The organism is Streptomyces sp. NPDC058741, assembly GCF_042746715.1.
GTDB lineage: Bacteria > Actinomycetota > Actinomycetes > Streptomycetales > Streptomycetaceae > Streptomyces.
Genome location: NZ_JBHYQH010000047.1, coordinates 1 through 22,706 on the forward strand (window position 1 = coordinate 1; position 22,706 = coordinate 22,706).

Annotated in this window: 19 protein-coding genes; 5 read left to right on the top strand and 14 right to left on the bottom strand. The window is 73.3% G+C overall.

From position 1 onward, the window contains the following. Positions 1 to 119: 119 nt before the first annotated feature. The 4 genes from ACFW6P_RS27635 to ACFW6P_RS27650 all read right to left on the bottom strand — a co-directional run bounded on the left by ACFW6P_RS27635 (position 120) and on the right by ACFW6P_RS27650 (position 5,829). Positions 120 to 1,655, bottom strand: a complete 1,536-nt coding sequence (locus ACFW6P_RS27635; protein WP_386425166.1) for a dihydrolipoamide acetyltransferase family protein — start codon at positions 1,653 to 1,655, stop codon at positions 120 to 122. Between the two features lie 10 nt (positions 1,656 to 1,665). Next, complete coding sequence (locus tag ACFW6P_RS27640; RefSeq protein WP_386359976.1) at positions 1,666 to 2,643, bottom strand: alpha-ketoacid dehydrogenase subunit beta; 978 nt, start codon at positions 2,641 to 2,643, stop codon at positions 1,666 to 1,668. A 1-nt stretch (position 2,644) separates the two neighbouring features. Beyond that, on the bottom strand, positions 2,645 to 3,847 hold the full coding sequence (gene pdhA / locus ACFW6P_RS27645) for a pyruvate dehydrogenase (acetyl-transferring) E1 component subunit alpha (protein ID WP_386359973.1): 1,203 nt from the start codon (positions 3,845 to 3,847) through the stop codon (positions 2,645 to 2,647). A gap of 392 nt (positions 3,848 to 4,239) precedes the next feature. Next, entirely contained in the window at positions 4,240 to 5,829 is a 1,590-nt protein-coding gene (locus ACFW6P_RS27650) for a protein kinase (RefSeq protein WP_386425169.1), read from the bottom strand. A 346-nt stretch (positions 5,830 to 6,175) separates the two neighbouring features. Between ACFW6P_RS27650 and ACFW6P_RS27655 the strand changes: the two genes are divergently transcribed. Further along, a complete protein-coding gene (locus tag ACFW6P_RS27655) occupies positions 6,176 to 7,810 on the top strand; it encodes a protein kinase (protein ID WP_386425172.1) in 1,635 nt (544 codons plus the stop codon). Between the two features lie 87 nt (positions 7,811 to 7,897). Here the strand turns inward: ACFW6P_RS27655 and ACFW6P_RS27660 are convergent, their stop codons facing one another. Then, positions 7,898 to 8,452 carry a bacterial proteasome activator family protein gene (locus ACFW6P_RS27660; protein WP_386359964.1) on the bottom strand — a complete coding sequence of 185 codons (555 nt, stop codon included), beginning with the start codon at positions 8,450 to 8,452 and terminating at the stop codon, positions 7,898 to 7,900. A 618-nt stretch (positions 8,453 to 9,070) separates the two neighbouring features. Between ACFW6P_RS27660 and ACFW6P_RS27665 the strand changes: the two genes are divergently transcribed. Next, positions 9,071 to 9,469 carry a hypothetical protein gene (locus ACFW6P_RS27665; RefSeq protein ID WP_386425175.1) on the top strand — a complete coding sequence of 133 codons (399 nt, stop codon included), beginning with the start codon at positions 9,071 to 9,073 and terminating at the stop codon, positions 9,467 to 9,469. A gap of 158 nt (positions 9,470 to 9,627) precedes the next feature. Here the strand turns inward: ACFW6P_RS27665 and ACFW6P_RS27670 are convergent, their stop codons facing one another. Continuing rightward, complete coding sequence (locus tag ACFW6P_RS27670; protein ID WP_386359122.1) at positions 9,628 to 10,614, bottom strand: NAD(P)H-quinone oxidoreductase; 987 nt, start codon at positions 10,612 to 10,614, stop codon at positions 9,628 to 9,630. Between the two features lie 191 nt (positions 10,615 to 10,805). Between ACFW6P_RS27670 and ACFW6P_RS27675 the strand changes: the two genes are divergently transcribed. Both ACFW6P_RS27675 and ACFW6P_RS27680 read left to right on the top strand, forming a co-directional pair. Next, the gene (locus tag ACFW6P_RS27675) at positions 10,806 to 11,825 is read left to right on the top strand and encodes an ATP-binding cassette domain-containing protein (RefSeq protein WP_386359124.1); all 1,020 of its coding nucleotides are present in this window, start codon (positions 10,806 to 10,808) and stop codon (positions 11,823 to 11,825) included. Then, a complete protein-coding gene (locus ACFW6P_RS27680; RefSeq protein WP_386359126.1) occupies positions 11,822 to 12,670 on the top strand; it encodes an ABC transporter permease in 849 nt (282 codons plus the stop codon). The genes ACFW6P_RS27675 and ACFW6P_RS27680 overlap by 4 nt, the downstream gene beginning before the upstream one ends. Before the next feature lie 78 nt (positions 12,671 to 12,748). Here the strand turns inward: ACFW6P_RS27680 and ACFW6P_RS27685 are convergent, their stop codons facing one another. The 6 genes from ACFW6P_RS27685 to pdhA (ACFW6P_RS27710) all read right to left on the bottom strand — a co-directional run bounded on the left by ACFW6P_RS27685 (position 12,749) and on the right by pdhA (ACFW6P_RS27710) (position 19,829). Continuing rightward, positions 12,749 to 13,846, bottom strand: a complete 1,098-nt coding sequence (locus tag ACFW6P_RS27685; protein WP_386359128.1) for a potassium channel family protein — start codon at positions 13,844 to 13,846, stop codon at positions 12,749 to 12,751. After that, positions 13,843 to 15,219, bottom strand: coding sequence for a molybdopterin molybdotransferase MoeA (locus tag ACFW6P_RS27690; protein WP_386425178.1), 1,377 nt, complete (start codon positions 15,217 to 15,219; stop codon positions 13,843 to 13,845). Before ACFW6P_RS27690 ends, ACFW6P_RS27685 begins: the two co-directional genes overlap by 4 nt. Next, positions 15,216 to 16,172, bottom strand: a complete 957-nt coding sequence (locus ACFW6P_RS27695) for an NTP transferase domain-containing protein (protein WP_386359132.1) — start codon at positions 16,170 to 16,172, stop codon at positions 15,216 to 15,218. The genes ACFW6P_RS27690 and ACFW6P_RS27695 overlap by 4 nt, the downstream gene beginning before the upstream one ends. 86 nt (positions 16,173 to 16,258) lie before the next feature. Then, positions 16,259 to 17,683 (bottom strand): dihydrolipoamide acetyltransferase family protein, encoded by a 1,425-nt coding sequence (locus ACFW6P_RS27700; RefSeq protein ID WP_386359134.1) that lies wholly within the window; start codon positions 17,681 to 17,683, stop codon positions 16,259 to 16,261. After that, positions 17,683 to 18,687 carry an alpha-ketoacid dehydrogenase subunit beta gene (locus tag ACFW6P_RS27705; protein WP_386425181.1) on the bottom strand — a complete coding sequence of 335 codons (1,005 nt, stop codon included), beginning with the start codon at positions 18,685 to 18,687 and terminating at the stop codon, positions 17,683 to 17,685. The genes ACFW6P_RS27700 and ACFW6P_RS27705 overlap by 1 nt, the downstream gene beginning before the upstream one ends. Continuing rightward, positions 18,684 to 19,829: a pyruvate dehydrogenase (acetyl-transferring) E1 component subunit alpha gene (gene pdhA / locus ACFW6P_RS27710; protein ID WP_386425184.1), complete on the bottom strand. Its 1,146-nt coding sequence runs from the start codon at positions 19,827 to 19,829 to the stop codon at positions 18,684 to 18,686. The genes ACFW6P_RS27705 and pdhA (ACFW6P_RS27710) overlap by 4 nt, the downstream gene beginning before the upstream one ends. A 189-nt stretch (positions 19,830 to 20,018) precedes the next feature. Between pdhA (ACFW6P_RS27710) and ACFW6P_RS27715 the strand changes: the two genes are divergently transcribed. Then, positions 20,019 to 20,504 (top strand): Lrp/AsnC family transcriptional regulator, encoded by a 486-nt coding sequence (locus tag ACFW6P_RS27715; RefSeq protein ID WP_386359195.1) that lies wholly within the window; start codon positions 20,019 to 20,021, stop codon positions 20,502 to 20,504. 1 nt (position 20,505) lies between these two features. On the opposite strand, the gene ACFW6P_RS27720 is transcribed toward ACFW6P_RS27715, so the two are convergent. Then, positions 20,506 to 21,096, bottom strand: coding sequence for a TetR/AcrR family transcriptional regulator (locus tag ACFW6P_RS27720; RefSeq protein ID WP_386359140.1), 591 nt, complete (start codon positions 21,094 to 21,096; stop codon positions 20,506 to 20,508). Then, positions 21,093 to 22,610: a 3-hydroxyacyl-CoA dehydrogenase gene (locus tag ACFW6P_RS27725; RefSeq protein ID WP_386425186.1), complete on the bottom strand. Its 1,518-nt coding sequence runs from the start codon at positions 22,608 to 22,610 to the stop codon at positions 21,093 to 21,095. Before ACFW6P_RS27725 ends, ACFW6P_RS27720 begins: the two co-directional genes overlap by 4 nt. Positions 22,611 to 22,706 lie beyond the last annotated feature (96 nt).

The window sequence follows — 22,706 nt, forward strand, 5'->3', positions numbered from 1 at the left end:
TTTTTTTATACCCCACCGCCCAACCCCGGCCTACACATGGGGGGGGGGGGGGGCCCCCCCCCCGGGGGGGGGGGCCCCCCCCCCCGGGGGGCGCCCCCCCTCTCCCGTGTCCCGGGCCGTCACGCCCAGGTGATCAGGCGCTTCGGCTGCTCCAGGACCGCCGCCACGTCGGCCAGCACCTTCGAGCCCAGCTCGCCGTCGACCAGGCGGTGGTCGAACGACAGGGCCAGCGTGGTGACCTGACGGGGCTTCACCTTGCCCTTGTGGACCCACGGCTGCGGCTTGATCGCACCGACCGCGAGGATCGCGGACTCGCCGGGGTTGAGGATCGGCGTGCCCGTGTCGACACCGAAGACGCCGACGTTGGTGATCGTCACCGTGCCGCCCTGCATGGCCGCCGGGGACGTCCTGCCGTCCTTGGCCGTCGCCACCAGCTCGCCCAGCGACCGCGCCAGCCGCGGCAGCGTCTGGGCGTGGGCGTCCTTGATGTTCGGCACGATCAGACCGCGCGGGGTCGCCGCCGCGATGCCCAGGTTCACGTAGTGCTTGACCACGATCTCCTGCGCCGCCTCGTCCCAGGAGGCGTTGACCTCCGGGTTGCGCTTGATCGCGACGAGCAGGGCCTTGGCGATCAGCAGGAGGGGGTTCACGCGCAGACCCGCGAACTCCTCGTCCTCCTTCAGCTCCGCGACCAGCTTCATCGTGCGCGTCACGTCGACCGTCACGAACTCCGTGACGTGCGGCGCGGTGAACTTCGAGCCCACCATCGCCGCGGCCGTCGCCTTGCGGACGCCCTTGATCGGGATGCGGGTCTCCCGCGCCGCGTCGTACGACGCCGGGGCCGGGGTGGCCGCCGGGGCGGGGGCCGGCGCCGGCTCGGACGCGCGGGTGGCGGCGGCCACGGCCGCGTGCACGTCCTCGCGCGTGATGATCCCGTCCGGGCCGGTCGGGGTCACCGTCGTCAGGTCGACGCCCAGGTCCTTGGCGAGCTTGCGGACCGGGGGCTTGGCCAGCGGACGCTCCGCACCGGACGGGGCCTGCGCGGGCACGGCCGGTGCCGCCGGGACGGCCGGGGCGGCCGGGGCGGCCGGGGCCGCCGGGGCCGCCGGGGCCGCCGGGACGGCCGGGGCCACCGGGGCCACCGGGGCCACCGGGGCGGCCGGGGCCGGAGCCGCGGGCGCGCGGCCGTTCAGCTCGGTCTGGATCACCGTCGAGGCCGGCTGGACCGGGACCTCCGGGCCCTTGCGGGGGCGGCGGCGGGTGGACGAGGTCGCCACCCCGTAGCCGACCAGGACCGGCTGGCGGCCCGAGCCCTCGGCCTTGGGCTCCTCGGCGGGCTGAGCGGCGGCGGGCCGAGCCGCGAGCTGCTCGGCGGCGGGCGCGGGCGCGGCACCGCCGCTCACGTCCACCGCGATGATCGCCGTGCCCACGTCGACCGTGGTGCCCTCCGGGAAGTGCAGGTCCCGGACCACGCCGTCGTACGGGATGGGCAGCTCGACGGCCGCCTTCGCCGTCTCGACCTCGCACACCACCTGGCCGTCGGTGACCGTGTCACCGGGCTGGACGTACCACTTGAGGATCTCGGCCTCGGTGAGTCCCTCGCCCACGTCGGGCATCTTGAACTCGCGCACGGACGCTTCCGTCATCGTCGTCACGACCCTCTCCTCAGTACGCCAGCGAGCGGTCGACGGCATCCAGCACCCGGTCCAGGTTGGGCAGGTACTCCTCCTCCAGGCGGGCCGGCGGGTACGGCGCGTGGTAGCCGCCGACGCGGAGCACCGGGGCCTCCAGGTGGTAGAAGCAGCGCTCCGTGATCCGGGCGGCGATCTCCGCGCCCGAGCCGAAGAACACCGGCGCCTCGTGGACCACGACCAGGCGGCGGGTCTTCTCCACCGAGGCCCGGATCGCGTCGAAGTCCACCGGGGAGACCGAGCGCAGGTCCAGCACCTCCAGGTTCTTGCCCTCCTCGGCGGCCGCGGCGGCGGCCTCCTGGCAGAGCTTCACCATCGGGCCGTAGGCGGCCAGCGTCAGGTCGGTACCCTCGCGGACCACCTGGGCCTTGTGCAGCGGGCCCGGGATCGCCTCGGTGTTGACCTCGCCCTTGTCCCAGTAGCGGCGCTTGGGCTCGAAGAAGATCACCGGATCGTCGCTCTGGATGGCCTGCTGCATCATCCAGTACGCGTCCGACGCGTTCGACGGGCTGACGATCTTCAGGCCCGCCACGTGCGCGAAGAGCGCCTCGGGGGACTCCGAGTGGTGCTCCACGGCGCCGATGCCGCCGCCGTAGGGGATGCGCACCACGACCGGCATCTTGACCTTGCCCAGCGAGCGGGCGTGCATCTTCGCCAGCTGCGTGACGATCTGGTCGTAGGCCGGGAAGACGAAGCCGTCGAACTGGATCTCCACCACCGGGCGGTAGCCGCGCAGGGCCAGGCCGATCGCGGTGCCGACGATGCCCGACTCGGCGAGCGGGGTGTCGATGACGCGGCTCTCGCCGAAGTCCTTCTGCAGGCCGTCCGTCACCCGGAAGACGCCGCCGAGCTTGCCGACGTCCTCGCCCATGATCAGGACCTTGGGGTCGGACTCCAGGGCGCGGCGCAGCGACTCGTTGATCGCCTTGGCCAGTGCCATCCTGTCGGCCATCTCAGTTGCCCCCCTCGTCGGCGAACGACGCCTGGTACGCGGCGAACTGGGCGCGCTCCTCGTCGACCAGCGCGTGTCCATCCGCGTAGACGTTCTCGAAGATCGCGAAGTGGTCCGGGTCAGGCATGGCGCGGACCACCTCGCGCACGCGTTTGCCCAACGCCTCGGACTCGGTCTCCAGTTCCGAGAAGAATCCCCCGTCCGCGTGGTTCGACGCTTCGAGGTACCGGCGCAGCCGCAGGATCGGGTCCTTGGCCTCCCAGGCCTGGCGCTCCTCGTCGCCACGGTAGCGGGTGGGGTCGTCGGAGGTGGTGTGGGCGCCCATGCGGTAGGTGAACGCCTCGACGAGGGTGGGGCCCTCGCCGCCGCGGGCCCGCTCCAGGGCCCAGCGGGTGACCGCGAGGCAGCCGAGCACGTCGTTGCCGTCGACCCGGACGCCCGGGAAGCCGAAGCCCTGGGCGCGCTGGTAGATCGGGACGCGGGACTGCTTCTCGGTGGGCTCGGAGATGGCCCACTGGTTGTTCTGGCAGAAGAACACGACCGGGGCGTTGTAGACCGCGGAGAAGGTGAACGACTCGGCCACGTCGCCCTGGCTGGAGGCGCCGTCGCCGAAGTAGGCGATCACCGCGCTGTCCGCGCCGTCCTTGGCGACGCCCATCGCGTAGCCGGTGGCGTGCAGCGTCTGGGAGCCGATGACGATCGTGTAGAGGTGGAAGTTGTTGCCGTTGGGGTCCCAGCCTCCGTTGTTCACGCCGCGGAACATGCCGAGCAGGTTGGTCGGGTCGACCCCGCGGCACCACGCGACGCCGTGCTCGCGGTAGGTGGGGAAGACGTAGTCGTCGTCGCGCAGGGCGCGGCCGGAGCCGATCTGGGCGGCCTCCTGACCGAGCAGCGAGGCCCACAGGCCCAGCTCGCCCTGGCGCTGCAGGGCGGTGGCCTCGGCGTCGAAGCGGCGGGTGAGCACCATGTCGCGGTAGAGGCCGCGGAGCTCTTCCGGGGTCACACCGGCGACGTACCTGTCGTACTCGGCGTTCTTGACGCGCTTGCCCTCGGGCGTCAGCAGCTGCACGAGCTGGGGCTCGGTGCCCTTCGCGCCGGCGTCCTTCTTGGCGGTGGTGCGGGTGGTGCGCTTGGTGCCGGTGGTGCCGGCCTTGCTTCCGGCGCTGCGTCGCGGTGTGCGCGCGGCAGTGCTCTCCACGGTCACGTGTGCTCCTCCGTCGGTCCGGCCCCCGGGGTTGCCGGTGGGCCAGTGCGGCTCACCTGTTTCGACCACCGGGCACGGGGTGGGTGCCACTCGGCCGGGAACAGGCGTGACAGGTGCCCCGGCGAGCGCCCTGCAAAAAGCACGTTACCCAGTGCGCCACATTTCTGTGAAACCCTACCTGACCTGCGATTTTGCTTGGATATCCAAGTAAATCGGGAAGGCGTCGAAGGGGCCCTGGTCACAGCCTTGCAGGAGGCCGGAGCACCCGCACGTTAACCCGGTGACCCAGGTCACGGGAAGAGTCCACGTGTGGGCGCGGCGAAACGGCACGCGCGCGTGGGCCCGTCGCCGGGTCCCACGCGCGCGGGGATGGTGCGTTCTGTCCGGCCGGGTCAGCCGCCGCCCCCGGCCCCGGGGCCGCCGATGACGCCGGTCGTGGTGCCCGCGTCGGCGCCGCCCGCGTCGCCCGTCGGCGTCTCCGGGGGAGTGGGCTCCTGCGACGGCTCCTCGGTCGGCTGCTCGGTCGTCGGCTCGCTCGACGGCTCGCCCGTGGGCGACTGGGGAGCGCTCTGCGACGGCGTGTAGGACGGCTTGTACGACGGCGTCCAGTTGCCGTTGCCGTTCCCGGTGCCGGTCCCGTCGTCCGTGGCCGTGTCGGTCGGCTCCTCGGTCTCGTCGTCGCTCGGCGTCTCGCTGGGCTTCTTCTCCTCGGCCGTCTGCGAGGTCGTCGGCTTCTGGTCCTTGCCGGGGCCTTCCTTGTCACCGCCGGTGGTCTGCAGCGCCAGGGCGACGCCCGCGGCGACCGCGATCACCGCGAGCACCGCGAGGATCCACAGCTTGCCGCGTCCGCTGCCCCTGTTGCCCTGGCCCTCGAAGCCGCCGTCGTCCCCGCCGCCGTACCCGGCGGGCAGGATCGGCGAGGGGATCCGCGCGGTGCCGGAGGAGTCGCCGGGATGGCCCATCACGGCGGTCTGGGCGAAGCCGCCCGACGGGGTGTGCCGGCCCTCGTGCATGCCGACCGGGCCGGTGTTCCAGGTGCCGGTGTGGCCGCCCTGGTCGTAGAGCATCTGCAGCCCGTACTGGACCAGTCCGCGCATCTCCTCGGCCGTCTGGAAGCGGTCGTCGGGCTCCTTGGCGAGGGAGCGCATCACCAGGCCGTCCAGCTCCGGCGGGCAGGCGTCGGAGGTCTCGGACGGCGGGGTGGGGATGTCCTGGACGTGCTGGTAGACCACCGACAGCGGGGTCTCGCCGGTGAACGGCGGGCGCAGCGAGAGCAGCTCGTAGAGCAGGCAGCCCGTGGCGTACAGGTCGGAGCGGTGGTCGACGGCCTTGCCGAGGGCCTGCTCCGGGGAGAGGTACTGCGGGGTGCCCATGACCATGCCGGTCTGCGTCATCGTCGTGGACGCCCCGTGCAGGGCGCGGGCGATGCCGAAGTCCATCACCTTCACGGCGCCGTTGTGCGTGATGATGACGTTGGCGGGCTTGATGTCGCGGTGCACGATGCCGTGCTGGTGCGAGTAGGCGAGCGCCTCCAGGACGCCCGAGACGATGATCAGCGCCTGCTCGGGGCCGGGCGCCTCGGCGTTCAGCAGCAGGTCGCGGATGGTGCGGCCCTCGACCAGCTCCATGACGATGTACGGCACGGACTGGCCGCCGACGACGTCCTCGCCGGAGTCGTACACGGCGACGATGGCGTGGTGGTTGAGGCCGGCCACGGACTGGGCCTCACGGGTGAAACGCGCCTTGGACACCGGGTCCTCGGCGAGGTCGGAGCGGAGCAGCTTGACCGCCACGGTGCGTCCGAGACGGACGTCCTCGGCCGCGAACACCTCGGCCATGCCGCCCCGGCCGAGTCTGTGGGTCAGCCGGTACCGGCCGTCCCCGACCAGCCCGCCGTTACCCCAGGACTCCGGCGCGTCCGACATGCCGCCGCCAGTCGCCTCGGGTTCGGACGGGCCCTGAGCGCGCTGCTGCTGTGCCATCAGTCCTCGCCGTCGTTTCTGCCCGCGGTGCGCGCGGTGTTGTTACGGTCTCCGTCGGCCACGCTACAGCCTTCGCGCAAGCCTCCGGTCCGCGACGGGTGGCCAGGACCGGCACGAGACGGACCGGCCATGAAACCTTCACCCCGCACCGTCGTGCACATTCCGTGTACCGGTGGCACTCCCGCTGTAACGCTTCCGCGACGCTTCTTTCGCGTACGGTCACGGAACGGGCACCGAGCTTGACGTGTCGGTGCCCTGGGGCAGACTTGGCCGGGAATAACGGTTTCGATCAACGGCGGATCAGCGAAGTCGGCGGCGTCTGCGGAGGCCACGGGGGACGGGGAACATGAGCCAGGACGGCGCACAGGGCCGGTACACGGGGCGGGCGCTCGCCGGTGGCCGCTATCAGCTGCGTGATCTCCTCGGCCAGGGCGGCATGGCCTCGGTGCACCTCGCGTACGACAGCGTGCTCGACCGCCAGGTCGCCATCAAGACCCTGCACACGGAGCTCGGGCGGGAGCAGGCCTTCCGCGAGCGCTTCCGCCGCGAGGCGCAGTCCGTGGCCAAGCTCACGCACACCAACATCGTGTCGGTCTTCGACACCGGCGAGGACACCGTCGACGGCATGACGACGCCGTACATCGTCATGGAGTTCGTCGAGGGCCGCCCGCTCGGCTCGGTGCTCGACGAGGACGTGCGCGCGCAGGGCGCGATGCCCGCCGACAAGGCGCTGAGGATCACCGCCGACGTGCTGGCCGCGCTGGAGATCAGCCACGAGATGGGCCTGGTCCACCGCGACATCAAGCCGGGCAACGTGATGATGACCAAGCGCGGCGTGGTCAAGGTCATGGACTTCGGCATCGCCCGCGCCATGCAGTCCGGCGTCACGTCGATGACGCAGACCGGCATGGTCGTCGGCACCCCCCAGTACCTCTCGCCCGAGCAGGCCCTCGGCCGCGGCGTGGACGCCCGGTCCGACCTGTACTCGGTCGGCATCATGCTCTTCCAGCTGGTCACCGGGCGGCTGCCGTTCGACGCGGACTCGCCGCTGGCCATCGCGTACGCGCACGTCCAGGAGGAGCCGCCGGTTCCGTCCTCGATCAACCGCGCGCTGCCGCCGGCCCTCGACGCGCTGATCGCCCGTGCGCTGAAGAAGAACCCGAACGAGCGCTTCCCCAGCGCCGAGGCCATGCGGGACGAGTGCCTGCGGGTGGCGGCGTCCTTCCAGGCCGCGCCGCCCAGCATCGTCCCGGGCACGCCGACGCCGAGCGGCGCGGGCGTCGGCTCGGCCGTGTTCCCGCCGGTCGACCAGGCGACCCCGGCGCCCTCGGGCCAGGTCCAGACGCCCTACCAGCCGGCCCCGCCGCCGAACCCGTACGGCACGCCCGCCCCCGCGCCGGCCTACGGCTACCCGCAGCAGGGCGGCTACCAGACGCAGTCCCCGACCGCCTACTCCCCGCAGCACGGCCCGTCGACGCCGCCGCCGTACACCATCACGCCCCAGAACGGGTCCGCGCAGGGCGGCGGCCGGAACAACCGGCCGGTGATCATCGGCTCGATCGTCGTGTCCGTCCTCGCGGTCGGCGGTCTCGTCACGGCGCTGCTGCTCGGCGGCGGCAGCGAGGACGACAAGGGCGACGGCGGCAGCAGCCCGAGCGCGTCGGCCTCGGCGGAGAAGAAGCCGGGCTACCGCGGCCCGGACACCACGAAGACGATCGACACCGAGGAGTGCACGGAGCCGCGGGAGTCGTACAACGACCCGGACAAGATCCAGATCCCGGACTTCAAGTTCAAGAACATCAAGTCGGTCAAGGCCTGTCTGCAGGCGGCCGGCTGGCAGGTGACCACCAAGGACGTCGACGAGAACACCTACGGCGACGGCACGGTCATGAACCAGTTCCCCTCCGCCGACACGGACGTCGATCCCGAGGACATGCCCAAGATCGAGCTCAGCGTCTCCACGGGCAATCCGCCGTCCTGACGCCCCGGCGGTCGAGCGAAGCGGGGAAGGGCCCGGCAGCCTCGGCTGCCGGGCCCTTCCGGTGAGCGTTCCCGGAACAGGGCACGTCTACAGGTACGGGCCGCCCGAACGGCCGCCCGGGTGCTGCTCGTCGAGGCCCTCGTGGCCGACGCCCGGCGGGAGGGCGCGGCGCATCTGCTCCAACTGGGCACGGGCCGCCATCTGCTGGGCGAACAGCGTGGTCTGGATCCCGTGGAACAGCCCCTCCAGCCAGCCGACCAACTGGGCCTGCGCGATCCGCAGCTCCGCGTCGCTCGGGGTGGTCTCGTCCGTGAACGGCAGGGAGAGCCGCTCCAGTTCCTCGACCAGCTCCGGCGCCAGACCGTCCTCCAGCTCCTTCACCGAGCTGGCGTGGATCTCCTTGAGCCGGACCCGACTGGCCTCGTCGAGAGGAGCCGCGCGCACTTCCTCCAGAAGCTGCTTGATCATGCTGCCGATCCGCATGACCTTCGCGGGCTGCTCCACCTGCTCCGTGATCGGGGTCTCGCGGGCGTCCTCGTCTCCGCCGCCACCGCCGCCACCGCCGCTGAGCGCCATGCCGTCCTGGCCGACGACCAAGATCTGCGGGTTCTCCTGCGAGCGTTCGTTCCTCGGCATCTCCATGCGGCCATTCTCTCGCACGACTGCACCTCACCTCCCTGGTGCCCCCACGCGAAGCAGATCCACCGCGCTGGAGGGGACGCGTCCCTCAGGCCCCGCCCTGCCGGATACGGATTCCTTCTGTCGGCCGTATCGGGAATGCCGGAGGAGCGGGGCGGTGTGAGGCTGATGGCCTCGACTTGACCGAACGTGCCGATGCCGCCCTACCGGGCACGGCGGGAAGGGGTCACCCCCGTGACTCCATGGCTACGCGCACTGCGGGCGACAGGACTGGTGGTCGCCCTGGGGGCGGGTGCGGTCGTCTCACCGGTCGGGACCGCGCGGTCCCACGCCGTCGTCCCTCCTCGCGTGGAGGAGTCCGGGGCAGCGGAGGGTGCGGCCCTCGTCCCGGGGGCGCCGTCGGCCGCGACGACGCCGCCGGCCCCGGCGCCGCCTTCGCTGCCGGGGCCGGTGCCGGTCCTGGTGCCGCCTTCGCTGCCGGGGCCGGTGCCGGTCCTGGTGCCGCCTTCATCGGGAGCGGTGCCGACGGCCCTGCGGCCTCCGGCCGCCTCGCGGACCCCGCAGACCCGGCCCGCGCCCTCCGTCCCGGCGGCCCGGCCGGGGCGGGCGGCGCCTTCGGCCGTGTCGGCCGCTTCGGCCGCGGCGGTGTCCTCCGCCGTCGCGGACCCGTCCCGCCCGGGGGCGTCCTCCCGGCCCGGCAAGCCCTCACGGGCCGGGAGCAGGGCGGGCGAGGGCCGGGAGCGGCCCGGGCGAGCGGAGGACGTCGAGGAGGAAGAGGAGGATGAGGAGGATGAGGAGGAAGAGCAGGCCACCGCCGACAGCCCGGAACCCGACACCTCCGAGGAGGCCTTCCCCGACCCCGCCGATCCGACCGATCAGCCCGTACGGGAAGCCGCCGCCGCCCGGGCCGACCGCCCCGCCGGCCCGGTCCTGCGCATCCTGCCCCTGGGCAGCGGCCTGGTCCTGATCGGCGTGGGCCTGGGCCTCGCGTTCGTGGCGCTGCGGTTGCGGCGGGTCTAGGAAAGGGGCAGGGGCGGGGCGAGCCGTCGGGACGGACGAGCCCCGGCCGGGGGTGCAGCGCCCCGGCGGGGCGAGCCCCGGCCCGCTCGGAGCGCCCCGGCGGGACGAGCCCCGGCCCGCTCGGAGCGTCCCGGCGGGACGAGCCCCGGCCCCCGGTGTCAGGGTCCGGGGGCGATCAGGAGCACCTTGCCCACATGGCCGCTCTCCTCCAGGACGCGGTGGGCCGCGGACGCGTCCCGCATCGGGATCTCGCGGTCGACGACCGGGCGGAGGTGGCCGCCGGGGAACAGGGGCCAGACGTGTTCGCGGACGGCCGCGACGATCGCCGCCTTCTCCTCCGGAGGCCGGGCCCGCAGGGACGTCGCGCTGATGGCGGCGCGCTTGGCGAGCAGGGCGCCGATGTTCAGCTCGCCCCTCACACCGCCCTGCATGCCGATGATGGCGAGACGGCCGTTGACGGCGAGGGTCTCGACGTTGCGCTCCAGGTACTTCGCACCCATGTTGTCGAGGATGACGTCGGCCCCGGCGCCACCCGTCGCCTTGCGCACCTCCGCGACGAAGTCCTGCTCGCGGTAGTTGACCAGGATGTCGGCGCCCAGCTCGGCGCACCGGTCGAGCTTCTCCCTGGTGCCGGCGGTGACGGCGACCCGTGCGCCGACGGCCCTGGCGAGCTGGATGGCCATCGTGCCGATGCCGCTGGAGCCGCCGTGCACGAGCAGCGTCTCGCCGGGGCGCAGATGGGCGATCATGAAGACGTTCGACCAGACCGTGCAGGCCACCTCGGGCAGTGCCGCCGCCTCCTTCAGGCCGACGCCCTCGGGCACGGGCAGCAGCTGTCCGGCCGGGACGGCCACCTTCTCGGCGTAACCGCCGCCGGAGAGCAGCGCGCACACCTCGTCGCCCACGTTCCAGCCGGAGACACCGGTGCCCACCTCGGCGACCCGGCCGGAGCATTCGAGGCCGGGGTAGGGGGAGGTGCCGGGGGGCGGGTCGTAGAAGCCCTGCCGCTGCAGGATGTCGGCCCGGTTGACGGCCCCGGCCGTCACCTCGACCAGGACCTCGCCCTCGCCGGGCACCGGATCGGGGACCTCGTCCCAGACCAGCGCCTCAGGCCCTCCAGGTTCGCCAATCGTGATCGCATGCATGACACGGACCGTACCCCTCGGTCCCCGGGCGAAGTCCCCTCCGTCTCCGGGAGGGCACCCGCCTCGTGCACCGGCCCGGCGAACCACGGTCGCTCGCCCGGCCCGGCGAACAACCGGGTGCGGGGCCGATGAGTTTGCGCGGCGGTGAAGGTCTTCTCCTGCGTACACCCGTGCACGGAAGGATCCGAAGCATGAGCACGCAAACGTCCGGCCTGGCGATCGAGACCGCGGGGCTGGTGAAGACGTTCGGCGAGACCCGGGCCGTCGACGGAGTGGACCTGTCCGTACCCGCGGGCACGGTCTACGGCGTCCTCGGCCCGAACGGCGCCGGCAAGACCACCACCGTGAAGATGCTCGCCACTTTGCTGCGGCCGGACGGGGGCGAGGCGCACGTCTTCGGCCACGACATCGTCCGCGAGGCCGACGAGGTGCGCGGCCGGGTGAGCCTCACCGGCCAGTACGCGTCGGTCGACGAGGACCTCACCGGCACCGAGAACCTGGTCCTGCTGGGCCGTCTCCTCGGCCACCACAAGCGGGCCGCCCGGGATCGCGCCGCCCAGCTGCTGGAGGCCTTCGGGCTGACGGAGGCGGCCGGGAAGCAGGTCAAGCACTACTCGGGCGGCATGCGGCGCCGCCTCGACATCGCCGCCTCCATCCTCAACACCCCCGACCTGCTGTTCCTGGACGAGCCGACGACCGGCCTGGACCCGCGCAGCCGCAACCAGGTGTGGGAGATCGTGCGGGCGGTGGTCACCCAGGGCACCACCGTGCTGCTGACCACGCAGTACCTGGACGAGGCCGACCAGCTGGCGTCCCGGATCGCCGTCATCGACCGCGGGCGGGTGATCGCCGAGGGCACCAAGGGCGAGCTGAAGTCGTCGGTCGGCGCCGGATCCGTGCATCTGCGGCTGCGCGACCCCGGCCGGCGCGACCTCGCGGCGGACCTCCTGCGCCGGGCCCTGAACGCGCAGGTGCAACTGGAACCCGACCCGGTGGCCCTGACCTCCCGCCTCGGTGTGGCGGCCGGCGACGACTCCGCAGCCGAACAGGCCTCCCGCGCCCTGGGCGAGCTGGCCCGGGCCGGGATCACCGTCGACAACTTCTCGCTGGGCCAGCCCAGCCTGGACGAGGTGTTCCTCGCCCTCACCGGCCACGACACGCACGACTCCTCCGACCGCTCCGACGACCGGAAGGACGAGGTAGCGGCATGAGCACCGCGACGACCACCGAGAGCAAGGAACTCGCCCCGGTCCGCACCGAGGCCCTCGCCGCGCTGCTCGTGGCCGGGGAGCGGCCGCCGCGGCCCAGCGCCTGGTCGGCGTCGATGACCTTCGGCTGGCGGGCCATCCTCAAGATCAAGCACGTGCCGGAGCAGCTCTTCGACGTCACGGCGTTCCCGATCATGATGGTGCTCATGTACACGTACCTCTTCGGTGGGGCGCTGGCCGGCTCGCCGGAGGAGTACATCCAGTTCCTGCTGCCGGGCATCCTCGTGATGTCGGTCGTGATGATCACGATGTACACGGGCGTCTCGGTCAACACCGACATCGAGAAGGGCGTCTTCGACCGGTTCCGCAGCCTGCCGATCTGGCGGCCGTCGACGATGGTCGGTTATCTGCTCGGCGACGCCCTGCGGTACACGATCGCGTCGGTGGTGATGCTGACCGTCGGCATCGTCCTCGGCTACCGGCCGGACGGCGGGGCCGCCGGTGTACTGGCCGGCATCGCCCTGCTGGTGCTGTTCTCGTTCGCCTTCTCGTGGATCTGGACGATGTTCGGGCTCCTGCTGCGCACGGAGAAGTCGGTGATGGGCGTCAGCATGATGGTGATCTTCCCGCTGACCTTCCTGTCCAACGTGTTCGTCGACCCGGCGACCATGCCGGGCTGGCTGCAGGTGTTCGTCAACAACAGCCCCGTCACGCACCTGGCGTCGGCGGTGCGCGGCCTGATGGGCGGTGACTGGCCGGCGGACGAGGTCGCCTGGTCGCTGGGCTGGGCCGGGCTGTTCGTGCTGGTCTTCGGGCCGGTCACGATGCGGCTGTACAACCGCAAGTAGGCCCGGACACGTCACCGGCCGCCGCGCACCCGGGGGGATGCGTGGCGGCCGGGTCGTTCTCCCTGCCGGTCCGTCCGGTCAGTTGTGGGGCAACGGGCGGATGTCGGGCGCGACCCGGGTCGCCGGCGTCTTGCGCACGATGGTGATGAGCCGGTCCGTCAGCTCCAGCCTGCCGACGGTGGGATCGTCGTAACCGAGCACCCGATGACCGCGTATGACACTCACCACCAGGTCGGCGACCTCACGCGGCGTCTTGCCCACCTCGGCCTTGACGACGGGCCGTTCCACGATGTCGAGGCCGCTGCCCTGATGGATGAGGTCCTCCATCACCATGCCGGCGGACGGGCTGAGGACGGACAGGCCGAGCAGTCGCCCGGCGGCGCTCGCGCTGGTGATGACCGCGTCGGCCCCGGACTGCTTGAGCAGCGGCGCGTTCTCCTCTTCCCGCACCGCGGTCACGATCTTCGCCCCGCGGTTGAGCTGCCGGGCCGTCAGTGTCACCAGGACCGCCGTGTCGTCGCGCTGGGTGGCGATGATGATCTGGCGCGCCCGGTGCACCTCGGCCCGCTTGAGCACCTCGCTGCGGGTGGCGTCCCCGACGATGCCCGCGTACCCCTCGGCGGTCGCGGCGTCGACGACCTTGGAACTGGGATCGACCACGACGACCTGTTCCTTCTTCAGGCCCGTGGCGCAGACGGTCCGGATCGCCGATCGGCCCTTCGTGCCGAAGCCGACGACGACGGTGTGATCGCGCAAGGTGGACCTCCAGCGGGTCAGCCGCCACTCCTCCCGGGTGCGTTCGGTGAGGGCTTCGAGGGTGGTGCCGACCAGGATGATCAGGAACAGCACGCGCAGCGGCGTGATGACGAGGATGTTCGTGAGGCGGGCGCTGTCGCTCGCCGGCGTGATGTCACCGTAACCCGTGGTGGAGAGGGTGACGGTCGCGTAGTAGAAGGCGTCGAGCAGGGTGATGCCGCCGCCGGCGTTGTCGTTGTAGCCGTCCCGGTCGGCATAGACGATCAGCGCGGTGACGACGAGCACCACCAGGGCGATGGAGAGCCGCTTGCCGACCTGGCGGATCGGGTGCTCCACCACTTTCCTCGGGAGTTTCACCCGATGGATCACCAGATGCTCGTCCGCCTGGCGGGCGATGGCGTCCTGGCCCGGAAGTTTCACGTGAAACACACCCCGATTCCTGCGGACGCCCAGGGCAGGTCGAACAGCTCCGCCTCCTGCCCCGGACGCGAGCCGCCGGGAGGTACGACGGCCAGCGCGTCGGCCGCGGCGATGCCACGCAGCATGGCCGGGCCGTTGTAGTAGAGCGGCAGGGCCCGGTCGCCACGCAGGACGACCGGGACCAGCCGGGTGTCGTGCGGGTGCCCCTGTACGGCCTCCCGAAGCGGGAGGGTGTACGGCTCCGGGGCGGGCCGGGCCGCGAGGATCCGCAGCAGCGGTTCGGCGAGCGTCAGCAGCCCGGAGACGGCGGCGAGCGGGTTGCCCGGCAGTCCGACGAGGTGCTGGGCCTCACCGGTGCGGGCCAGCAGCATGGGGTGGCCGGGGCGCACCGCGACACCGTCGACGAGGAGTTGCGCGCCGAGGCGGCGCAGGGTGGGGTGGAGGTGGTCGACGGGGCCCGCTGCGGTGCCGCCGGTGGTGACGAGGACGTCGGCCTCGGAGGTGCCGATCGCCTCGTGCAGGGCGCCGGCGTCGTCACGGACGCGTCGTACGGCGGTGACCTCGGCGCCCAGTGCCCGCAGCCAGGGCGGGAGCATCGGGCCGAGCGCGTCGCGGATCAGCCCGTCGTGCGGCAGCCCCTCGGTGAGCAGCTCGTCGCCGAGGACGAGGACGTCCACGCGGGGGCGGGGGACGGCGGTGACGGTGTCGTAGCCGGCCGCGGCGGCGAGCCCGAGGACGGCCGGGGTGACGACGGTGCCGACCGCGAGGAGCTGGTCGCCGGTGCGGCACTCCTGGCCGCGGGGGCGGATGTCCTGGCCTGGGACGACCTCCCGGGTCGCGTACAGGCGGCCCTTGTCGCCGGTGCGGCCGTGCTCGCTGCGCAGCACGGCGGTGGTGTCCGGGGGGACGCGGGCGCCGGTGGCGATCCGGACCGCCTCGCCGTCGGCGAGGGGCGCCGGCGCGGCGTGCCCGGCCAGGACGTCCTCGTCCCGTACGGCCCAGGGGGCGGGCCCGGCGACCGCCCAGCCGTCCATCGCGGAGGTGTCGAAGGAGGGGAGGTCGGTGAGGGCGTCGAGCGGGACGGCCAGGGTGAGGCCGAGTGCGGCGTGCAGAGGCACCGAGACGGGGGCGCGGCGGGCGGCCCGGGCGATGCCGCGGGCGGCGCGTTCGGCGCGGTCACGGGCCTCCGGCCAGGAGGTGGCGCGGTGCCGGGAACCGGGTGCGGGGCCGGCGGGGCGGGCCCCGTCCGGGGCGGGGGAGCCGCCGGGCGGGTCGCCGAGGGTGCTGTCGTCGCTGTTCCTCACGAGGGCGAGCACCTCCTCCACGTCGAGGTCCTCGGCGTCCTCGCCCGTGCGGCTGCCGGGCGGGGTCATCCGGCGTCCGGGCGGGTGTCGGGGGTCGCGTCGGGGGCCACGTCGCCCTGGGCGGGCGCGGCCTCCGGGGCGTTCTCCCGTGCCCAGCGGGCGGCGAGGGCCGCGGCCTTGCGGGCGGCCTCGGCCACCGCCTCGGGGCCGCCGCCCGCCTGTGCGGCCGCGTAGCCGACGAGGAAGGTGGTCAGCGGCGCCGCGGGCCGGGCCACCCCGTGGGCGGCGTCGCGGGCGAGGTCGAGCAGGCCGCGGGTGTCGACCTCGAGGTCGATCCCCAGTTCGTCCTTGACGGCGGAAATCCATTCATCCAACACGTGCCCATGCTCCCTGATGCGTGCCCTGGCGGTGGCGATGTCGTCCCAGGTGTCGCAGTCGAAGGACGCGACGGGGTCCGGGACGCGGACGAGGTTCAGCTCGGCGACGAGACGCCGGAGGGGCAGACCGTCCAGACCGCCGTGCCGGCCGGCGAGCAGCGCGCACACCGCGTGCAGGCGCGGCGCGCGGTACGCGGCCACCAGCGGCTGGTCGCGGCCCCCGGGGTCGGTGAGCAGCACACCGTCGGCGCCGCTGGTGCGCAACGCCTCCAGGAGCCGGGCGACGGTCCGCTCCCGCAGGAACGGCAGGTCGGCGGAGAGCACCACGAGGTGGTCCGCGGTGGTGTGCCGCAGCCCGGCGGCGAGCGCGGCGAGCGGGCCGCCGCCGGGCGGGACCTCGCGGGCCCAGGTCACGGGCCGCGCGGTCTCCCGCGGCGCGGCGACGACGACGGTCGTGCGCGCGCCCTCGCAGGCGGCGAGCACGCGGTCGAGCAGGGCGCGGCCGCCCACGCGCACCGCGGGCTTGTCGGCACCGCCGAGCCGCCGGGCGGCACCGCCGGCGAGCACGACGGCGTCGTACGCGGCGGGGTCCGGCCGCTCGGCGGGGCCGGCGCCCGGTGCACCGGGGGGCTCGTAGGCGGTCACCCCCCCGAGTATGCGTGCCGCCCGCGATCACACGGAACGCGGGGGAAGCGACGCGACCACGGGCAGCCGCTCGCGGGAGGACCGGATCACAGCGTCCGCAGCAGCACCGCCGGCTGTTCCACGCAGTCCGCGACGTACCGCAGGAAGCCGCCGGCCACGCCGCCGTCGCACACCCGGTGGTCGAAGGTGAGCGAGAGCTGGACCACCTGCCGCACCGCCAGCTCACCCTCGTACACCCACGGCCTGGGGACGATGCGGCCGACGCCGAGCATCGCGGCCTCGGGGTGGTTGATGATCGGGGTGGAGCCGTCCACGCCGAACACGCCGTAGTTGTTGAGCGTGAAGGTGCCGCCGGTCAGGTCCGCCGGGGTCAGCGCCCCTGCCCGGCCCGCCTCCGTGAGCCGGGCGAACTCGGCCGTCAGCGACTCGGCGTCGCGCGCGTGCGCGTCCCGGACGACCGGGACGACGAGCCCCCGGTCGGTCTGGGCGGCGAAGCCCAGATGCACGTGGTCGAACCGGACGATCTCCCCGGCCTCCGCGTCCACCGTGGAGTTGAGCTCGGGGAAGCGGGCCAGCGCCGCCGTGCAGATCCGGGCCAGCAGGGCCAGGAGCGAGATCCTCGGTCCCCCGGCCGCGTTCATCGCCGCCCGCGCCCGCATCAGCTCCGTGGCGTCCGCGTCGACCCAGCAGGTGGCGTCCGGGATCTCGCGGCGGCTGCGCGCCAGCTTGTCGGCGACGGCGCCGCGGACGCCCTTGAGCGGCGTACGGATCTCGCCGGGGGCCGTGGTCGCGGCGGGCCGGGCCGCCGGTGCGGGGGACGGGGCGCGTCGGGGAGCCTGCCGGGTGCCCTGGCCGGCCGCGCGCAGGGCGTACTCGACGTCCGCGCGCAGGATCAGGCCGTCGGGGCCGGAGCCGGTCAGCTCACGCAGGTCGAGGCCGTTCTGCCGGGCCAGGCGGCGCACCAGGGGAGAGATCACCGGGACGGGCCCGTCCTCGGCCCGGGGTGCCGCGGGCTGCGGTTCCACGGCCGCGGGGGCGGCGGCTCGCGGGCCGGCCGTCCCCGCGAGGCCGGATCGGCCGTTCACCGCGCTCGCGGCACCGTCGGCCCGGCCGTCGACCGTGCCGGGCGTACCGGCCGCCGGCTGTCCGCGCTTGACCCGGCGTCGCCGCGCCGGTGCCTCGGACGTGCCGTAACCGACCAGGACGTTGCCCGAGCCCTCGGTCTCGCCGCCGTCGGCCCCGGACTCGGCGCCCGGCGCCGCCTGCTCGCCCACCGCGACCGTGATCAGCGGCGCGCCGACGGGCAGCTCCGTGCCCTCCTCGCCGAAGCGGGCCGTGACCACACCGCCGTAGGGACAGGGGACCTCGACCATCGCCTTGGCCGTCTCGACCTCGACGACCGGCTGGTCGATGGCGACGACGTCACCGACCTCGACCAGCCAGCGCACGATCTCCGCCTCGGTCAGCCCCTCACCGAGGTCGGGCAGCTTGAACTCCAGCACCTGTGCCATCAGCCCTCGGCCTCCCACTGCAGACGCCCCACGGCGTCCAGGATCCGGTCCACGCCGGGCAGGTGGTGGCGCTCCAGCATCGGCGGCGGATACGGGACGTCGAACCCGGCCACCCGCAGCACCGGCGCCTCCAGATGGTGGAAGCAGCGCTCCGTGACCCGGGCCGCGATCTCCCCGCCCGGGCCCCCGAAGGAGCCCGACTCGTGGACGACGACCGCGCGTCCCGTCCGCCGCACCGAGGCGCACACCGTCTCGTCGTCGAACGGCACCAGGGAGCGCAGGTCGACGACTTCGAGGTCCCAGCCCTCGGCCCGGGCCGCCTCGGCCGCCTCCATGCAGACGGGCACGGACGGCCCGTACGTGATGAGGGTGGCGCTGCGGCCGGTGCGGCGCACCACCGCGCGGCCGATCGGCTCGACGGGCGCGGGCTCCTCGGGGTTCCAGGAGTCCTTCGACCAGTACAGCCGCTTGGGCTCCAGGAAGACGACCGGGTCGTCGGAGGCGATGGAGGCGCGCAGCAGCCCGTAGGCGTCGGCGACGGTCGCGGGCGTGACGACATGGAGCCCCGGAGTCGCCATGTAGTACGCCTCGGAGGAGTCGCTGTGGTGCTCGACGCCGCCGATGCCGCCACCGTAGGGGACGCGGATGGTGATCGGCAGGGGCATCGCGCCGCGGGTGCGGTTGCGCATGCGGGAGACGTGCGAGATGAGCTGCTCGAACGCCGGGTAGGCGAAGGCGTCGAACTGCATCTCGACGACCGGGCGCAGGCCGTACATGGCCATGCCGACGGCGGTGCCGAGGATGCCCGCCTCGGCGAGCGGGGTGTCGGTGCAGCGGTCCTCGCCGAACTCCTCGGCGAGTCCGTCGGTGACGCGGAAGACGCCGCCCAGGGTGCCGACGTCCTCGCCCATGACGTGCACGGCGGGGTCGGCGGCCATCGCGTCGCGCAGTGCGCGCGTGAGGGCCTGGGCCATGGTGGCCGGCTTGACGGCGACGGTGGTCATCGGTGCGTGCCCCTCTCCGGCTCGGCCTCGGCCTCCAGCTCGGCCCGCAGCTGCTCCCGCTGCTCGCGCAGCTGGGGCGTGGGCTCGGCGTAGACATGGGTGAACAGGTCCATCGGGTCCAGGACCGGGTCCTGGTTCATCTGCTCGCGCAGGGCGGCGGCCATCGTCTCGGCGTCCTGGCGGGCGGCCTCGATGCAGGCCTCGTCGAGCAGGTCGCGTGCGGTCAGCTCGCGCTCCAGCAGCCGGATCGGGTCGTGCTCGCGCCAGGTCTCGACCTCGGCGTCGCCGCGGTAGCGGGTGGCGTCGTCGGCGTTGGTGTGGGCGTCCATGCGGTAGGTGATCGCCTCGACGAGGGTGGGGCCGCCGCCCGCGCGGGCGTGCGCCACGGCGCCGGAGAGGACCTCGTGCACGGCGGCGGCGTCGTTGCCGTCGACCAGGCGGCCGGGCATGCCGTAGCCGACGGCCTTGTGGGCCAGCGACGGGGCCGCGGTCTGTTTGGCGAGCGGCACGGAGATCGCGAAGCCGTTGTTCTGCACCAGGAAGACCACCGGGGCCTGCCAGACGGCGGCGAAGTTCAGCGCCTCGTGGAAGTCCCCCTCGCTGGTGCCGCCGTCGCCGACCATGGCCAGCGCGACCACGTCGTCGCCCTTGAGGCGGGCGGCGTGCGCCAGGCCCACGGCGTGCGGCAGCTGGGTGGCGAGCGGGGTGGACAGGGGGGCGACCCGGTGCTCGCGCGGGTCGTAGCCGGTGTGCCAGTCGCCGCGCAGCAGCGTCAGCGCCTCGACGGGGTCCACGCCCCGGGCCACGACCGCGAGCGTGTCGCGGTAGCTCGGGAAGAGCCAGTCGCGCTCCTCCAGGGCCAGGGCGGCGGCGATCTCGCACGCCTCCTGGCCGGTGGTGGAGGGGTAGACGGCCAGGCGGCCCTGCTTGGTCAGCGCGGTGGCCTGCGCGTTGTAGCGGCGACCGCGCACCAGCTGGGCGTACAGCGTCCGCAGCAGCTCCGGGTCGGCCTTCGCGGCGGCCTCGGTGCCGAGGACGCGGTACGGCTCCGCGTCGGGCAGCAGCGGCGCGGGGTCGGTTCGGGGCTGCCAGGCGGGCGGCGGGGTCGGCCGGTACGCGCCCCGCTGCTCCATGACCGTCATGACGGCACCTCCTCGTGGGAGCGGCTACGGAGGCGGGTCGGCTGTGACCCGCCTCACCTACCGATTGTTCGGTCGTCGGCGCATTTTGGCTACGGGTGGCCCCCGGCTGTGGACAAACGGTTCTCCACACCCTGAGATGGACGCAGTACGTCCATGGCGGGGAGGGTGGCGCGGGTGGCATCTGAACAAATGGCCGACAGCCAGGACGACGCCGGTACGCTGCCGCCGCCCCGGCCGCTGGACGCCATCGACGAGGACATCCTGCGCATGCTGCAGGCGGACGGCCGCGCCTCGATACGGTCGGTCGCCGAGCGGGTCCATGTCTCGCGCGCGAACGCCTACGCCCGCATCAACCGGCTCGTCGAGGACGGCGTCATCCGCGGCTTCGGCGCCCGCGTCAACCACCAGCGGGCAGGTCAGGGGACGTCCGCGTACGTCACCCTGCAGATCGTGCAGAACTCCTGGCGCACGGTCCGCGAACAGCTCAGACAGCTGCCCGGCGCATCCCACATCGCCCTGGTGGGCGGGGACTTCGACGTGCTGCTGCTGGTGCACGTGTCGGACAACCGCGCGCTGCGCGAGCTGGTCCTGACCCGGCTCCAGGCGATCCCGGAGGTCCTCAGCACGCGCACGCTGCTGGTGTTCGAGGAGGAGGACCTGGAGCCGCAGGGCTGACTCAGGCGCTCTTCCGGAGGCCTCCGAAGGCCAGTTGCACCACCGCGTCGGCCACCTCGCGCTCGTTCATGCCGCGGCCGTCCGGGCGGTACCACTCGACGATCGAGTTGATCATGCCGAAGACCAGCCGGGTCACCAGCCTGCCCTCTATGTCGCCGCGCACGTCGCCCTCGGCGGCCGCGGCCTTCAGCAGGCCGGTGACCCGGTGGTCGAAGTCGCGGCGCCGGTCCAGCGCCCACCGCTCGGTGCCGGTGTTGCCGCGCACCCGCAGCAGCAGCGTCACGTAGGGCAGTTCGGCTATGAGCACCTCGACCATGCGCCGCACGACGTACTCCAGCCGCTCGGCGGCGCGCCCCACGCGCGCGTGCTCCTCGTCGAGGATCCCGAACAGGCCGTCCAGCGCCCGGCTCACGGCCCGGTGCAGCAACTCCTCCTTGCCGGTGACGTGGTGGTAGATCGAGGACTTGGAGATGCCGGCCGCCTTGGAGAGGTGCTCCATGGAGGTGCCGTCGTAGCCGCGCTCGTTGAACACCTGGACGGCGACGGACAGCAGCGTGTCCGGCGTGTACGTGTCGCGCTTGGCGGTGGTCATGGGGCGGTGCCCTCCCGCGGGTCGGAGGCGTGGGCGTGGCGGTACAGCGCGAGGGACGGCGCGTAGCGCCCGGAGGGGTCGCGCAGGTGCAGGTCGTCCAGGAGGGCGTAGGCCCAGGAGCGGCCGAGCCGGCGGCTCCACTCGAAGGGGCCGAGCGGGTAGTTCACGCCGAGGCGCATCGCGGTGTCGACGTCCTCCTCGGTGGCGACGCCCTTGGCGACCGCGTCGTGCGCGAGGTCGATGATCCGCGCGACCGTGCGGGCGACGATCATGCCCGGCACGTCGCCGATCACGCTGACCTTCTTGCCGAGCGCCTGGAAGAGGCCGACGGCCTCGGCGAGGGTCTGCGGGGCGGTGTCCTGGGAGGCGGACAGGGCGATCCGGGTCGCCCTGCGGTAGTCCAGGGCGAGATCGAAGTAGACGACGTCCCGGAACTCCACGGAGGTCTGCCCGTCGGCGAGGGCCAGCTGTCCGCCGCTCGGCAGCACCAGGCGGGTGCCGTCGTCCTCGTCCTCCTCGTGGACCTCGATGCCCGCCTCGCGGATCAGCGCGAGCAGCTCGCCGGCCGGCCCCAGGTCGCCCTCGGCGACGACATGGGCGGGCGGCTGCCGCGGCTCCGCCGTGTCCGGCTCGGGGCGCTCGGCGCCGTCCCCGTGGTCGTACCAGCCCTGGCCGGTCTTGCGGCCCAGCCGGCCGGACTCGACCAGGCGGCGCTGGGCGAGGGACGGGCTGAAGCGCACGTCCTGGAAGAAGGACTCCCAGACCGACCGCGTGACGGACTCGTTCACGTCCTGGCCGATCAGGTCGGTCAGCTCGAACGCGCCCATCCTGAAGCCGCCCGACTCGCGCAGCACGGCGTCGACGGTGGCCGGGTCGGCGCCCTGCGCCTCGTACACCGCGAAGGCCTCGGCGTAGAAAGGCCGGGCGATGCGGTTGACGATGAAGCCGGGGGTGTCCGCGCAGGCGACCGGCGCCTTGCCCCAGGCGCGGGCGGTCTCGTACGCGCGCGTGGCGTACGTGACGTCGGTGGCGAAGCCGGAGACGACCTCGACCAGCGGCAGCAGCGGTGCCGGGTTGAAGAAGTGCAGTCCGACGAAGCGGCCGGGGGAGCGCAGGGCGCCGCCGATGGCCGTGACGGAGAGCGAGGAGGTGTTGGTGGCGAGCAGGCAGTCGCCGTCGACGACGTCCTCCAGCGCCCGGAACAGCTCCTGCTTGACGTCCAGCCGCTCCAGGACCGCCTCGACGACCAGGGCGCAGTCGGCGAGCTCGGCGAGGGTCTCGGCGGGCAGCAGCCGGGCCCGGGCGGCGTCGCGGTCGGAGGCGCTGAGCCGCTCCTTCTCGACGAGCCGGTCCAGCCGGGCCCCGATCGCGTCGGCCGCCTGGCGGGCCCGGCCCGCGAGGGCGTCGTACAGCCGTACCGGATGGCCCGCGACCAGCGCGACCTGGGCGATTCCCTGGCCCATGGTGCCGGTGCCGACGACGGCCACGGGGCTGCTGAGGTCGAGTGCTGTCATGTGCGCGATCCTCCCGCACGGGGTTTTCCACAGATGCGGCGGACCCCCTTGAACCGACCGATCGTTCGGTTACTCTAGCTCTGTCCGAGTGTTCCT

Excerpts from the sequence above, each read along its gene's own strand:
- ACFW6P_RS27640 (WP_386359976.1), bottom strand. The coding sequence starts at position 2,643 with ATGGCCGACAGGATGGCACTGGCCAAGGCGATCAACGAGTCGCTGCGC.
- ACFW6P_RS27650 (WP_386425169.1), bottom strand. The coding sequence starts at position 5,829 with ATGGCACAGCAGCAGCGCGCTCAGGGCCCGTCCGAACCCGAGGCGACT.
- ACFW6P_RS27655 (WP_386425172.1), top strand. The coding sequence starts at position 6,176 with ATGAGCCAGGACGGCGCACAGGGCCGGTACACGGGGCGGGCGCTCGCC.
- ACFW6P_RS27660 (WP_386359964.1), bottom strand. The coding sequence starts at position 8,452 with ATGGAGATGCCGAGGAACGAACGCTCGCAGGAGAACCCGCAGATCTTG.
- ACFW6P_RS27670 (WP_386359122.1), bottom strand. The coding sequence starts at position 10,614 with ATGCATGCGATCACGATTGGCGAACCTGGAGGGCCTGAGGCGCTGGTC.
- ACFW6P_RS27675 (WP_386359124.1), top strand. The coding sequence starts at position 10,806 with ATGAGCACGCAAACGTCCGGCCTGGCGATCGAGACCGCGGGGCTGGTG.
- ACFW6P_RS27680 (WP_386359126.1), top strand. The coding sequence starts at position 11,822 with ATGAGCACCGCGACGACCACCGAGAGCAAGGAACTCGCCCCGGTCCGC.
- ACFW6P_RS27690 (WP_386425178.1), bottom strand. The coding sequence starts at position 15,219 with ATGACCCCGCCCGGCAGCCGCACGGGCGAGGACGCCGAGGACCTCGAC.
- ACFW6P_RS27700 (WP_386359134.1), bottom strand. The coding sequence starts at position 17,683 with ATGGCACAGGTGCTGGAGTTCAAGCTGCCCGACCTCGGTGAGGGGCTG.
- ACFW6P_RS27705 (WP_386425181.1), bottom strand. The coding sequence starts at position 18,687 with ATGACCACCGTCGCCGTCAAGCCGGCCACCATGGCCCAGGCCCTCACG.
- pdhA (WP_386425184.1), bottom strand. The coding sequence starts at position 19,829 with ATGACGGTCATGGAGCAGCGGGGCGCGTACCGGCCGACCCCGCCGCCC.
- ACFW6P_RS27715 (WP_386359195.1), top strand. The coding sequence starts at position 20,019 with ATGGCCGACAGCCAGGACGACGCCGGTACGCTGCCGCCGCCCCGGCCG.
- ACFW6P_RS27720 (WP_386359140.1), bottom strand. The coding sequence starts at position 21,096 with ATGACCACCGCCAAGCGCGACACGTACACGCCGGACACGCTGCTGTCC.
- ACFW6P_RS27725 (WP_386425186.1), bottom strand. The coding sequence starts at position 22,610 with ATGACAGCACTCGACCTCAGCAGCCCCGTGGCCGTCGTCGGCACCGGC.